At 71.4% G+C, this 13,488-nt stretch carries 10 protein-coding genes; all 10 read left to right on the top strand.

Annotated features, from left to right (window positions below):
- The first annotated feature begins 3 nt into the window (after positions 1-3).
- The 10 genes from ACIPEK_RS14185 to ACIPEK_RS14140 all read left to right on the top strand — a co-directional run bounded on the left by ACIPEK_RS14185 (position 4) and on the right by ACIPEK_RS14140 (position 13,472).
- Entirely contained in the window at positions 4-669 is a 666-nt protein-coding gene (locus ACIPEK_RS14185) for a hypothetical protein (protein ID WP_401995055.1), read from the top strand.
- Positions 666-1,352, top strand: a complete 687-nt coding sequence (locus tag ACIPEK_RS14180) for a hypothetical protein (RefSeq protein ID WP_401995052.1) — start codon at positions 666-668, stop codon at positions 1,350-1,352. Before ACIPEK_RS14185 ends, ACIPEK_RS14180 begins: the two co-directional genes overlap by 4 nt.
- Before the next feature lie 9 nt (positions 1,353-1,361).
- Positions 1,362-1,733, top strand: coding sequence for a hypothetical protein (locus ACIPEK_RS14175; RefSeq protein ID WP_401995049.1), 372 nt, complete (start codon positions 1,362-1,364; stop codon positions 1,731-1,733).
- A complete protein-coding gene (locus tag ACIPEK_RS14170; RefSeq protein WP_401995047.1) occupies positions 1,726-2,865 on the top strand; it encodes a hypothetical protein in 1,140 nt (379 codons plus the stop codon). The genes ACIPEK_RS14175 and ACIPEK_RS14170 overlap by 8 nt, the downstream gene beginning before the upstream one ends.
- A 42-nt stretch (positions 2,866-2,907) precedes the next feature.
- Positions 2,908-3,438 (top strand): phage baseplate assembly protein V, encoded by a 531-nt coding sequence (locus ACIPEK_RS14165; RefSeq protein WP_401995044.1) that lies wholly within the window; start codon positions 2,908-2,910, stop codon positions 3,436-3,438.
- A gap of 19 nt (positions 3,439-3,457) precedes the next feature.
- Positions 3,458-3,823 (top strand): hypothetical protein, encoded by a 366-nt coding sequence (locus ACIPEK_RS14160; protein ID WP_401995041.1) that lies wholly within the window; start codon positions 3,458-3,460, stop codon positions 3,821-3,823.
- Positions 3,820-4,206, top strand: a complete 387-nt coding sequence (locus ACIPEK_RS14155; protein ID WP_401995038.1) for a GPW/gp25 family protein — start codon at positions 3,820-3,822, stop codon at positions 4,204-4,206. The genes ACIPEK_RS14160 and ACIPEK_RS14155 overlap by 4 nt, the downstream gene beginning before the upstream one ends.
- Positions 4,203-7,343, top strand: a complete 3,141-nt coding sequence (locus ACIPEK_RS14150) for a putative baseplate assembly protein (protein ID WP_401995036.1) — start codon at positions 4,203-4,205, stop codon at positions 7,341-7,343. The genes ACIPEK_RS14155 and ACIPEK_RS14150 overlap by 4 nt, the downstream gene beginning before the upstream one ends.
- A gap of 133 nt (positions 7,344-7,476) precedes the next feature.
- Positions 7,477-11,313: a putative baseplate assembly protein gene (locus ACIPEK_RS14145; protein ID WP_401995033.1), complete on the top strand. Its 3,837-nt coding sequence runs from the start codon at positions 7,477-7,479 to the stop codon at positions 11,311-11,313.
- Entirely contained in the window at positions 11,313-13,472 is a 2,160-nt protein-coding gene (locus ACIPEK_RS14140; RefSeq protein ID WP_401995030.1) for a hypothetical protein, read from the top strand. The genes ACIPEK_RS14145 and ACIPEK_RS14140 overlap by 1 nt, the downstream gene beginning before the upstream one ends.
- The last annotated feature ends 16 nt before the right edge of the window (positions 13,473-13,488 follow it).

The following is a 13,488-nucleotide window of genomic DNA, read 5'->3' as shown; positions in this document are numbered from 1 at the left end:
CAGATGTTTCCGTATGAGCGCCGTCTGGAACAGGTGTTCCGCGAGGTGCGTGAGTCGCCGCTCCTGGACGTCGTCGACCAGCACCGGGGGCCGGGGGGTCCAGGGGCGGACACGGCAGGGTTGTACGAGCTTCTCGCCGAGGACGGCTATCCACTCGAACCGAGGCTGCTGGAGTGCTTCTTCCCCTACCGGAACATGGCACTGCAGTGGCGAGCCGCAGCCTCCGATACCCCGCTCGTCGGCGAATTCGACGTCGTGAGCATCGACGTCACACCGGATATCAGGCTGCCGATCGACGACCTGACCCGGCAGGACAGCGACCGCGCACTCCTTTCGGAGCTCCGCATCCTGGACGACATTTCCTCGGGCGGCGAAGGGCGTCTGGCCGCCATGCGGTTCCATCCGGGTGTGACGAATCCGGAGATCTGGTTCCTCGACAGGTACCACGACTACGTTCGGCTCGAGCTCGACTACCGCGACTATCTCGACAATCTGCTCATCACGAAAGGCGCGACCGGCTGGCAGTACCTGTTCGCCGACGTACCGCTCGGCGAAAGGGAGTACGGATACATCCTGGAGAATCTCAGGACGATGCTGCGGGTATTCCCGGAGCAGTTCCCTGACTACGACTACGCACCCTTGGCCACTCGCTTGGAGGCCCGCCTGTGACCCGCTACCCCGACATCCCCAAACCCATCCGCTCCGGAATAGTCCTCGTAGACCCCGAACGCGGCACCCCCCAACGCATCATCGTGCTCCAGTTCAACCCGGACACCCTGGAACGCAGCCTCTCTCCCCAGTCCGCAGGCGGCAGTGGAGACTCCGGCGGAGGCGGCAGCGGAAGTGGGGACCGCAACGAGGCCCTGCGACTCAAGGGCCCGGCGCAGGAGACCTGGAAGTTCACCGCAGAGATCGACGCCACCGACCAGTTCGAGATCGCCGCGCCGGATGGTATTCACCCCCAACTGGCCGTCCTCGAAATGCTCGTGCAGCCGACCTCGGCCCAACTGAGCGAAGCCAGACGCCTGTCCAAGAAGGGAACCATCGAGATCAGCCCGATCGAGATGCCGCTGACCCTCTTCACGTGGGGCAGCAAGCGCGTCATGCCCGTGCGCCTGACCGAACTGTCCATCAATGAATCCGCCTTCGACGTGAATCTGAACCCGATCCGGGCCTCGCTGAGCATCGGCCTGAAGGTCCTCACGGTCAGCGACCTGCCGGCCGGACACCGCGGCGCCGAACTGTACTTCGCGCACCTCGCGCAGAAAGAGCGGCTGGCCGGCGCCGCCCGGGCGGGAAGTCTCGGCACGCTCGGGCTGACCCCCGGCGACATCGGCATGGGAAGGGGCTGACCGGACACCATGGCCGGCACGGAACCGTACGAGAACGCCCTGGACGCGATACCCGGCGCCCATCCCTACCCCCGCTCCAGCCGCTACCACGACGCCGAGATCGGCTTACACCGGCAGCCGGACGGCACCGAAGTCCGTTACACCAAGCGCCGGTTGCTGCCCCCGATCGCAGACGACCCCGAAGAAACGCAGCCGCACACCGTCAGCACCGGCGAGCGCCCCGACCTCCTCGGCCGGCGCTACTTCGGCGACCCCGGCCAGTGGTGGCAGATCGCCGACGCCAACCCCGTCCTCGACCCGCGCGAACTCACCGCCGAACCCGGCAGCGAGATCGACATACCGCTCGCCGGCAACTTCCCGCGGGGAGAGAGGCGTGTCTGAACTGCCCGTGGGCCAGGGCCCTGTCCACATCACCCTCTCCATGGGACCCCAGCTGGCCCGGCCGGTCCCCGCCGAGGTGGCCGAGGCGCTTCTCTCGGCGCAGATCACCGCGACCGCGGGTGAGCGGAGCGGGTTCCAGCTGGCCTTCGATCTGACCAAGAACGGGCTCATCAGCCGCACTCTGCTCCCCGAGGGATTCTTCGATCCGAAGACCCGCGTCATCGTCACCGTCACGGTCAAGGGAACCCCCGAGGTCCTCTTCGACGGGCTGATCGTGCGTCAGGAAGTGGGAACCAGCAACCAGCCGGGACACTCCACCCTGACCGTCACCGGCGAGGACCTGACGCTGCTCATGGATCTGGAGGAGCGCACGGAGCGGTATCCCAACCTGCCGCCGTCCGAGCGTGTGCTCGCGATCCTGCGCCGCTACTCGGACTACGGCATCCGGCCGGACGTGTACACGGAAAAGATCTCCCAGCCTCCGCACCAGAATCTGCGCGTGCACTACCAGACGGGCACCGATCTGCAGTACGTGACCGATCTGGCCCGGGCCAACGGCTACACCTTCTATCTGGATCCGGGCCCCACCCCCGGTCAGTCGTCGGCCCGCTGGGGCCCCGAGGTCCGCCTCGGCATCCGCCAGCACGCCCTGAACGTCAACATGGACGCCAGCTCCACGGTCGACCAGCTGACGTTCGCGTACGACGGAACCGCCCGCGAGGAGCCTCAGGCGCGCTGGCAGGACCCGAGGACCCGGCAGTCCACCCTGCTCCCCCAGCCGGTCATCAGCCCCTTGCGCCCGCCCCTCGGCAAGCGGGCCACCCCCGCGCTCAAGCGCAGGACGCTCTCCGGCACCGCCAAACAGCAACGCGAGGCGGCCGAGGCCGAGCTGCTCGCGCGCGCGGCCGTGTCCGCCGATGTCATCTCCGGATCGGGATCGCTCGATGTCAACCGGCACGGCTACATCCTGCAGCCGCGCCGGCTGGTCGGCGTGCGCGGCTCCGGCCGTGCATACGACGGCGACTACTACGTCAAGTCCGTGACGCACAACCTGCGGCCGGGCTCCTTCCAGCAGAACTTCACCCTGTCGCGAGAAGGGCTCGAAGCACGCAGCGGCTACGTCCGGCCCTGACGCACCACCGGGCAACATCCCACAGACCAGGAGCAGTTCAGTATGGCGGCACCCAACAATCGTTACCTCGGCAAGTTCCGTGGCCGAGTCGTGGACAACAACGACCCGCTGCACATCGGCCGGGTCACGGCCGAGGTCCCGGACGTACTGGGCGACGAGCCGTCGACGTGGGCGCTGCCCTGTCTGCCCTTCACCGGACCGCAGGCGGGCCAGTTCGTGGTGCCGCCGCCGGGCGCGGGCGTGTGGGTCGAGTTCGAGCAGGGCGATCCGAGCTTCCCGGTGTGGACGGGGTGCTGGTACGGGGCCGAGGCCGAGCTGCCACCGGACGCGCGCACCGCCGTGCAGCAGAACTCGCCGAACAAACCGGTCGTCGTCCAGACGCCGGGCAATCACAAGATCGTGATGAATGACGCGCCCGAGCAAGGGATTCTGCTCCAGGCACAGGACGGCGCCTACATCCGGATCACCAAGGAAGCCGTGGTCATCGCAACCGGCGACGGAGCCGAGATCATTTTGCGCGGCAAGGAAGTGACCATCAACAAGGGCCAGTTGAACCTGGCCGCCAAGCGATAGAAGACGGGGGATCAACAGGATGTCCGGGATTTCCGGGAATCTGCTCACCGCCGGCTCCGGCGGTGGCTCCGGTGCCGTGATCAGTTGCCCGCACGGCGGTCGCGCCACCCCGACGGCCGGCTCGTCGGGCCGGGCCGTGCTCATCAATGGCGCGCCCGTCGCGACGGCTGCCCACAGTTACGCCGTGGCCGGCTGCCCCCACACCGTCGGCGGCGTGCCCGAGCCGTGTGCCGCCGTGCGCTGGTCCGCGGACGCCACCGGCATCACGGTCGACGGCACGCCGGTGCTGCTCGACACCTCCGCGGCCCAGTGCGTCACGGCGGCGTTCGTGCCGCAGGGCCCGCCCTTCGTCCAGTCCGCGCAGCGAGAGGTGACCGTCCGGTGAACCCCCGCACCCGGGTCCGCAGCGATCTCGCCTTTCCGTTCCGGGCCGACCGGCGGGGGCGCACCGCTCACGCCGACCGCGACGAGCATGTCCGCGACCTGATCGAGCAGCTGCTCTTCACCAGCCCCGGCGAGCGCGTGATGCGCCCCGACTTCGGCTGCGGCCTGCTCGATCTGGTCTTCACCCCCAACAGCCCTGAGCTGGCGAGTGCGTTGGAGCTCTCGGTTCAGGCTGCACTGCAGCGCTGGCTCGGTGACCTCATCGAGGTCGCGGCCCTGGACGTGGTGAGCGAGGAGAACGTCGTCCGCGTGTATGTGTCGTACACCGTGCGCTCCACGGCGAGCCGTCGTGACGACGTCTTCGAAGGGAGGGCCGAGGCATGAGCAGTCCCGTATCCACTCGACGGGCCAAGGTGAGGGCGGCGCAACTCAATGGAGTCGACGCCGTCGAGGTGAGTGACGACGGGCTCCTGCTCACCGTCTCCTTCCTCGGCAAGGCCCCGCACGGCCTGCGCGCACAGAACGTGCGCATCGACGGCGGCCGGCGGATCACCGGCATCGAGGCCGTGGACGTCAGTGTGGAGCGCGAGGAGGACCCCGAGCTCGACGACCGTCTGTACGTCACGCTCGACAAGGCCGGCGACACCTCCCGCTACCGGCTCGGCCTGGTCGAGACCGACCCGTACGGGCGGCCGGGCACGGAGCCCTTCCGCGGCTTCGACCGGCGCTACCACAGCGCGGTGTTCCGCTTCCGTCCCGACTGTCCCACGCCGTTCGACTGCGCGGACAAGACGACGGAGGAACCCTCCTTCCCCCGTACCCCGGTCGTCGACTACACGGCCCGCGACTACGACACCATCCGCAAGCTCCTCCTGGACCGCCTGGCCCTCACCACACCCGACTGGGTCGAGCGCAACCCGGCCGATCTGGGCATGACTCTCGTCGAGCTGCTCGCGTACACCGGCGACCAGATCAGCTATCAGCAGGACGCGGTCGCCACGGAGGCGTATCTCGACACCGCGCGACGCCGGGTTTCCGTACGCCGTCATGTGCGGCTCATCGACTATGCGATGCACGACGGCTGCACCTCCCGTGCGTACGTGACCGTGGAGGCGGCCGGTGAGCACACGCTGCCGGCGGGTACGTTCCGCTTCGCATCGGTCGACGTACGCGTCCTCGATCCGCACGACCGACCCGCGCCCGGAACGGTCGTCGACGACCGGGACCTCGCCGACCTCGCCGAGCAGGGCTCCGTGGAGGTCTTCGAGCCGGTCGCGGCCGGTGAATCCCTTGAGCTGCGCCCCGCGCACAACGCGATACGGTTTTGGACCTGGGGCGGCGACGTGTGCTCCCTGCCGACGGGGGCCACGTCGGCCACGCTGCGCGACGAGTGGCGTGACGCGGAGACCTGCGGGGCGCGCCAACTCGACCTGCGACCAGGCGACTTGCTGGTCCTGGAGGAGGTCAGGGGGCCGCGCAGCGGAACACCGGGCGATGCCGACCCGACGCACCGCCAGGCCGTGCGTCTCACGTCCGTCACCCCGGGCGTCGACCGCATCGAGGATCAGCCGGTCCTGGAGGTCACCTGGGCGGCCGAGGACGCGCTGCGCTTCCCGCTCTGCCTGACCACGCGCGGCGGACGCGGCTGCGCACCCGTCGAGGACGTCGGCTTGGCGCGCGGCAACGTGGTCCTCGTCGACCATGGCCGTACGCTGCGCTGGTGCGGGGAGACACTGCCTGAGACGTCGACCGTGCCGCCCGCGCCCGCCACCCTGGTCCCCTGCGGCCCTCCCGCGTTCGGCTGCTGGGACCCCGACGAGGGCAACGCGACGGCGAAGCTCATCAACTCCCACACGGACAAGGCGGAGTGCGGCGCGGAACTCACCGCCGACGACATCCGCGAGCTGTTCGACGTGGTGGGCGAGGACGCGATCGTACGCGCCGGGCTCGGCCTGGAGCCGGCCGGGCAGCGGCAGGAGCGCGTCGTGCCCGGCACGGCGTACGCACAGGCCGCGGCGCTGCGCACGCTGCTCGCACAGTCCGTCTACCCGGGCATCGCACCCCGCTTCCGGCCGCTGCTCGGCCGCTCCCCGGTGGTGCAGGCCGTGCCGTTCCCCGACCCCGGGGCCGTTTCTGCGGGGCAGGCCGAGCGGATCGGCGCCATCCCGGGCCGGGTGAAACAGCGTCTGGTGGAGCTGTGGCGCAGCGTCCGCGACCGCGACGGGCTCGGTGAAGAGGAGATCGCAGAACTGGCCGTGATCTACGGCCTGCGGGTCCTCGATCGTCTCGAACTGCGGTTGCACCCGGTCCGCGCGCTCCGCGAACTCCTTCACCGCAGTGACCGGTTGCTCGACTCCAAACTGCGCCGCATCGATGTGCTGACCGCGCGCGCCCGCGCCGGGGCGGTCCTCGACGGGCACATCGCCTGGGAGATCGCACACAGCTGGGGCCCGGCGTATGCGGAGGGACTCCACCCCGACGAGCCGGTCCTGCGGGGTTCCGCCACGACAGGGCTCGTGCAGGACGCGCGCCGCGCCCTTCCCGCCGTGCGCATCCACGAGGGCGGGCTGCGCTGGGCGCCGCGCCGCGATCTGCTCGAAAGCGGTCCCCGCGACCTGCACTTCGTGGGTGAGCTGGAGGACGACGGGCGGCTCGCGCTGCGGTTCGGCGACGGGCGGCACGGCGCGAAGCCGGCCCCCGGCTCGCGCCTGGAACTCCGCTACAGGCTGGGCGGCGGCCTCGCGGGCAACGTGGGCGCGGAGGCCATCAACCACCTGGTGCTCCGTCGCGATGGTGACGACGTGGACAGGGTCGAAGAGCCGCTGGTGACCGGGGTACGCAACCCGCTCCCCGCCGTGGGCGGCACCGAGCCCGAACCCGTCGAGCAGGTACGCCAGTTGGCACCGCTCGACCTGCGCCGCACCCGGCTGCGCGCCGTGACCGCCGACGACTACGCAGCCCTCGCCACGGACCTGCCCGGGGTACAGAGGGCGGCGGCGGAGCTGCGCTGGACGGGCAGCGTCCAGGAGGCGCACATCGCGATCGACGCCGAAGGCGCCGGGGCCCCGGCGCCGGCGCTCCTCGACTCGGTGGCCCAGTCGCTGGAGGCCTACCGGCGCATCGGTCACGACGTGGTGGTGGGGCCCGCGCGTCTCGTACCGCTCGACATCGCACTGTCGGTGTGCGCGAAGCCCGGGCACCAGCAGGGGCAGATCCTGGCCGAGCTGTACCGCGTGCTCGGCAATGGCCGGCTCGAGGGCGGGCGGCTCGGCTTCTTCCACCCTGACGCGCTGACGTTCGGCGAGCCGGTCAGGCTCAGCCGGCTGGTCGCGGCCGCGGCGGCCGTCCAGGGCGTGGAAAGCGTTCATGTCACCCGGCTGCGGCGGCTTTTCGAGGAGGACCGAGGAGAGAGGGAGGACGGCGTGCTGCGGCTCGGCCCGCTGGAGATCGCCACCTGCGACAACGACCCGGACCGGCCGGAGAACGGCCATCTGGCGATATCCCTTGGGGGTGCCCGATGAGCACGGCCGGACAAAGCTCACCCGACGGCCGCGCCACGCCGGGTGCGGGCCGGTGCGCCGCACCGCGCCCCACCCTGCGCGCCGCCCGCGACCACCGCCACCGGCCCGCGGCGGCAAACCCTGGAGGTGCCCGATGAGCGACGAGCCCACCCCCGACTGCGGCTGTACCGGTACCTGCGCGGGCGGCCACGACGAGCGGGTGCCCCCCGCCGCGCCGCACAACCCGCCGGGCCGCAATGCCCTCGACTACCGCGTCGGCGAGTACGGCTCCTTCCTTTCCGCCCTGCTCGACCGGCTTGCGTCCCCCGCCTGTCCGGCGCTCGACAGGCTGACCGTCCGCACCCCCGACGACCCGGCGATCGGTCTCCTCGACGCGACCGCCGTCCTCGGTGACCTGCTGACGTTCCACTCCGAGCGGATCGCCGACGAGGCCTATCTGCGCACCGCCGGCGAGCACCGCTCGCTGGTGCTGCTCGGCCGCCTGGTCGGTCACCGGCCACGTCCCGGCGTCGCCGCGACCACGCATCTCGCGTACACCCTCGACCGTGACCCGCGGGCGGAGACCCTCCCCGTGGTCATCCCCAGCGGAGCGCGCAGCAACAGCGTCCCCGCATCGGCCGACGAGGAGTCGCAGACGTTCGAGACCAGCCGGGACCTGACGGCCCGCTGGGACTGGAACGAACTGGCTCTCCGCCGCCGGCGCCCCTGCCTGATCATTCCTGAGGACCTCACCCGCCGCTCCGAAATCTTCGTCGAGGGCACGGCGAACTCCCTTCGGACGGGTGATCAGCTGCTCTTCGTCTTCGGTGAGCAGGCGGGTGGCGAGCGGCTGCTCCTTCCCGTCTCGCACGTACGCGTCGACCGGGACGACGGGATCACGGCGATCAGCCTGCCGCGCTCGGCCCCGCCGACGCTCGGGGAGCTCGTCGACGAGGTTCGCCGCTGGACCACCGAGCCCCGGGCTCCGGGCGAGCCGGGCGACGAGCCGCCCACGCCCGACGTCCCCAACCCGCGTCCGGTGAGCCGTCTGATCGACGACTTCGACGACCAGGTGCTCACTTTGCTGCGGGACGGCCTCGGCGGCGTGAAGACTCCGGAGCAGTTCGCCGCCGTCCTCATGGAGCCCATGGACCGCCTCGCCGAGGCGCAGGTCCTGGCGACACCGTACGAGGACGTGGCCGAGTGGTTCGCTCAGCTCGAAGCCGTACTGGCCGAACTTGCGGAACGGTCGGGGGATTTGGCCCCTTCCCGACCGGAGGCGGAGCCATCCCGACCCGGGAAGGACCCGTCCCGGCCGGAGGGGGAGTCGTCGCCCGCCCGGACGGGCGCCCCGCTCCTTCGCCCGGAGGAGGCCGCGCTGCAGGCGCTCACCGCCCTCCTTCCCGCCCTGGGCGGAAAGGCTCCCGCCCCGAGGGGCGGGAGGTCCGCCACGCCGGGCGCGGACACGGCCCGTCTGCTCAAAACCCTCGACCCGGCCCTCGGCACCCTCTATCCCGCCTGGCGGCAGGCCGCGGTCCCGGGCGCTCCGAGCCTCCTGCGTGAGCTGCTCGCCCTGCGTGCACAAGCGGCTCCCTTCGGGGCAACGGCTCCCCTGAAGCCGGTCCAGGACGACCGCGGGCGGGTGATCCGTACCGCGGACTGGCCTCTGACCGGCGCCGTCCTCACCACCATGCGCGTCGTGTTCGACCCCGCGGGAAAGGTCCCGCAGACGGCCGAGTTCCAGCACGTCGAGGGCAGCAGCTCCGACCAGCGCGCCAGGACTCTGCCCATCCCCCAGCCGGAGAACCTCCCCCTCGGCCCCGGTCAGGTCGAGCTCTCCACCCGCAGCGGCCAGGACCGCGAGCTGAACTGGCTCAGCCGCCGCCCCGCCGACTCCCAGGAGCCGGGCGTCACCGCCCGCCTCCACTCGGGCCTGCCCGAGCGGACGCTCTTCGTGTCGCGCCCGGACGCGCACGGCGTGATCAACGTCGGCGTGTACAACGGCACGGCCGAGGAGGTTCCCCTCCGTCCGGGCGTCCCGGCGCATTTCACGCACGGCGAGTACGAGGTGGCCCTCCGGTACACGGTCGGCACCACCGCTCCCAACGTGGAGATCGTCATCGCCACCAAGCCGGCCCCTGCCAACCGTCGCGTGGTGCAGCTGGACACCGTGTACGACAGCATCACCGTCGGGAGCTGGGTCGCGATCGAGCGGCCCGCCAAGGGGGACGACGACGCCCACCCCGGTGACAAGAGATTCAAGCTCGTCACCACGAAGGTCGTGGCCGTGCGCACGGCCGCGTACACCAATTACGGCATCACGGGCCGCGGCACCGAACTCGTCCTCGCCGACCCCTGGCTGGACGACAAGGACGTGCTGCTCTCGCACATCCGTGACACCACCGTGCACGCCGCCGGCGAGCCGCTGCGCCTGGCGGACGAGCCGCTCGGCGAGGACGTGCACGGCAACGAGCTGGAACTCGCCGAGCTGTACGACGGGCTGCGCCCCGGCCGCACCCTCGTCGTCAGCGGCAGGCGCAGCGACATCCCCGGCACCTCGGGCGGGGGCGTCGAGGCCACCGAGGTCGTGGTCGTCGCGGCCGCCGAGCCGGCGCTCGATCCGCAGCTGCCGGGCGACCACGTCCATACGAAGCTGACGCTGACAGCCGATCTCGCATACCGCTACCGGCGCGAAACGGTGAAGGTCCTCGGCAATGTGGTGGAGGCGACGCACGGCGAGGACCGGGACGAACCGATCGGCAGCGGCGACGCCGACCGTACGAACCAGACGTTCACGTTGTGGCAGTCGCCGCTCACCTGGATGGCGTCCGACACCCCGCTGGGCGCCACGCCCGTCCTGGAGATCCGCGTCGACGGGCTTCTCTGGCACGCGGTCGACAGCCTGGCGGGGCGCGGGCCGCGCGAGCGCGTGTACATCACGGGCACGACCGGCGACGGCCGCACCACGGTGACGTTCGGCGACGGCGTGCACGGCGCGCGCCTGCCCAGCGGCCACGAGAACGTGCGCGCCCGTTACCGCTTCGGCACCGGCAGGGCGGCGAACGTGGCGGCGGAGCGCATCACCCAGGCCATGACCCGACCGCTCGGAGTCACATCGGTCACCAACCCGCGCCCGGCGTCGGGCGGTACGGACGCGGACGGGCCGGCGCTGACGCGGCGCACCGTGCCGCTCGCGGTCGCGGCCCTGGACCGCCTGGTGTCCGTGTCCGACTACGAGGACTTCGCACGCTCCCGCGCCGGGATCGGCCGGGCCGCTGCGGGTGAACTCTTCGACGGGCGACGGCGCGTGCTGCATGTGACAGTCGCGGGCACGGACGACGTTCCACTTGCCGACGCCACCGGTGATTCGGCGCTGCTGCGCGCGCTGCGCGGCTCGCTCACGGAGTACGGCGACGCGCGCCTGCCCGTTCGGGTGGACGTGCGCGAGCTGGTGCTGCTGCTGATCGCCGCGAAGGTGAAGCTCGCGCCCGACCACACCTGGGAGGTCGTCGAACCACGACTGCGCCAGGCACTGCTGCGCCGACTCGGTTTCGAGGGAAGGGAGTTGGGTCAGCCGGCCCGCCTTTCGGAGGTTCTCGCGACGGCCCATTCGGTGCCGGGGGTCGACTACATGGATGTCGATGTCTTCACCGGGGTGTCCGCGTCCGCCGCCGTCGGCGCCTCCGCGCAGGAGCTGACGCGGCTGCTCGGCACGCCCGGTGAGCCGAGGTCCACGGTCCCGGCGCCCTCGGCGACGTACGACGAGAAGATCCACACCGTGCGCAGGAAGGGCGGCGAGACATTGTCGGAGGTCTGCGCACGCCACGGCGTGCCGCTCGCCGAACTCCTGCGCCTCAACCCCGACATCACCGATACCCGGCGCCTCGCCGAGGGCCGCTCGGTGTTCGTCTTCCGCGGCATCCGCCCGGCGCAGCTCGTACTGCTGACGCCCAAGGCCGCGGACACGCTGATTCTGACGGAGGTCAAGTGATGTCCAGGGAGCCGGACGGGCTCGCTCAGCTGCTCCCCCCGTGGCACCGCCTCAGGGACGCCGAGGAGGGCGAGCCGCTGCGCGCCCTCCTCGCGGTGATGGCCGAGCAGATCGATGTCGTACGCAACGGGGTCGAGCAGAGTTACGAAGACCTGTTCGTGGAGACGGCGACGCCCTGGGTGCTTCCGTACCTCGGCGACCTCGTGGGCTATCGCAATCTGCCCGGCTATGAGCGCGTCCTCACCACCGGTCTGCGGAGCGGGAGTTCGGCTGCCGCGCTGACGGAGGCGATCGCGCCGCGCCGCGACGTGGCCGCCACGGTCGCGAACCTGCGCCGCAAGGGCACGCTGCACCTGCTCGAAGAGCTCTGCGAACAGGTGGCGGGATGGCCGGCGCGGGCGGTCGAACTGTCCCGGCTCGTCTCGCACCAGCAGCCGGTCAAGCTGTACGGGGCCGGGTCCGCCGGGTCCGGGGACGCGGGCCGCTCGCGGCGCGGGCGCCTCGCCGACCTGCGGGACGGATCCGCGCTCGACCTGGCAGGTTCCGCCTTCGGGACGGTGGCCCGCTCGGTCGACGTCAGGAGCGCCAACTCCCGCCGCAGGCAAGGTGGCCTGACTCCCGCCGGGGTCGGCCTCTTCGTCTGGCGGCTGAGGGCGCACCCGCTGACGTCCTCACCCGCGTACTGCATCGACCGGGCCCGCAACCTCTACACCTTCTCCATCCTCGGCAACGACAGCCCACTGGTGACCAAGCCGGTCCCGGAGCCCTCGGCGACGCACATCGCGACGATCGACAACGTTCCCGCGTTCATCCGGCGCCGCCAACTGCACGACCGGCTCGCCGACTACTACGGCCCGGGCAAGAGCTTCGTCATCCGGCGCGACGGTGAGGACAGGCCGGTGCCGCCGTCGGACATCGTGGTGGCCGACCTGTCGGACTGGCGCTACCGGCCCAAGCGCGGGCAGGTCGCCGTCGACCCGGAGCTCGGGCGGATCGCGTTCGGCTCGCGGTCCGCGCCCCGGCAGGGCGTCTGGGTCGACTACCACTACGCGTCCGGCGCCGACATGGGCGGCGGCGAGTACGCACGGGACCGCCCGCCCCGCCCGGAAGCCGCGCTCTACCGGGTCGGGCCCGGGCAGACGTACCGGCAGATCATGGGCGCGTACCGGGCCTGGCAGCACGACCGGCGGGCCGGGACCTGCGGACCCGAGGGCATCATCGAGATCACGCACAGCGGCGCCCACCAGGAGCAGCTGGACTTCGACCTCGACCCCGGCGACCGCCTCGAAGTGCGCGCGGCGGAGGGCACCCGCCCGGTGATCCGGCTCCTGGACTGGTACAGCAACCGTCCGGACGCGCTCAACATCCGTTCCGTGTCCGGGGATTGCGAACCGGGCGAGCGTCCGCGGATCACCCTCGACGGACTGCTCGTCGCCGGCCGCGGCATCAACGTGACGGGCCCGGTGGGTGCGGTCGTCGTGCGCCACACGACGCTCGTACCCGGCTGGTCCCTGGAACCCGAGTGCGCTCCGCACGCGCCGCAGGAGCCGAGCATCGTCCTGGAGCGCACCACGGCGTGCCTGCAGATCGAGGACAGCATCCTGGGCACGATCGAGGTCATCGGCGACGAGGTGTCCGAGGAACCGCTCGACATCCACATCCGCGACAGCGTCCTGGACGCCACCGGAAGCGAGCGCCCGGCCCTGTCCGCCCCGGACTGCCGGCACGCCCACGCCGTCCTGCACGCGCACCGCACCACGGTGATCGGCGAGGTGCACACGCACGCGGTGGCGGTCGCGGAGGACTCCGTGTTCACCGGACGGCTCCACGTGGCGCGGCGCGGCATCGGCTGCCTGCGCTTCTCGTACGTCCCCGTCGGCTCGCGTACGCCGCGCAGGTACCGCTGCCGGCCGGACCTGGCCGGTCCCGGCGAGGCCTCGCGCGTGCGGCCGCTGTTCACGTCGGAGCGCTACGGGACGCCCTGGTACGGGCAGTTGGCGGACCGGTGCGCCCAGGAGATCCGGCGCGGGGCGCAGGACGGGGCCGAGATGGGCGCCTTCCACGACCTGTACCGGCCGCAGCGCGAGACGAGCCTGCGGGCGCGGCTCGCGCAGTACACGCCCGCGGGCACGGACGCCGGGATCTTCTACGTCACCTGATCCGGCCGCACCGATC

Origin of the sequence: Streptomyces sp. NPDC088246, from assembly GCF_044741025.1 — a bacterium.
Taxonomy (GTDB): Bacteria; Actinomycetota; Actinomycetes; order Streptomycetales; family Streptomycetaceae; genus Streptomyces.
This window is presented reverse-complemented; position numbering and strand designations above follow the sequence as displayed.

Excerpts from the sequence above, each read along its gene's own strand:
- ACIPEK_RS14185 (WP_401995055.1), top strand. The coding sequence starts at position 4 with ATGTTTCCGTATGAGCGCCGTCTGGAACAGGTGTTCCGCGAGGTGCGT.
- ACIPEK_RS14150 (WP_401995036.1), top strand. The coding sequence starts at position 4,203 with ATGAGCAGTCCCGTATCCACTCGACGGGCCAAGGTGAGGGCGGCGCAA.
- ACIPEK_RS14160 (WP_401995041.1), top strand. The coding sequence starts at position 3,458 with ATGTCCGGGATTTCCGGGAATCTGCTCACCGCCGGCTCCGGCGGTGGC.
- ACIPEK_RS14140 (WP_401995030.1), top strand. The coding sequence starts at position 11,313 with ATGTCCAGGGAGCCGGACGGGCTCGCTCAGCTGCTCCCCCCGTGGCAC.
- ACIPEK_RS14175 (WP_401995049.1), top strand. The coding sequence starts at position 1,362 with ATGGCCGGCACGGAACCGTACGAGAACGCCCTGGACGCGATACCCGGC.
- ACIPEK_RS14165 (WP_401995044.1), top strand. The coding sequence starts at position 2,908 with ATGGCGGCACCCAACAATCGTTACCTCGGCAAGTTCCGTGGCCGAGTC.
- ACIPEK_RS14145 (WP_401995033.1), top strand. The coding sequence starts at position 7,477 with ATGAGCGACGAGCCCACCCCCGACTGCGGCTGTACCGGTACCTGCGCG.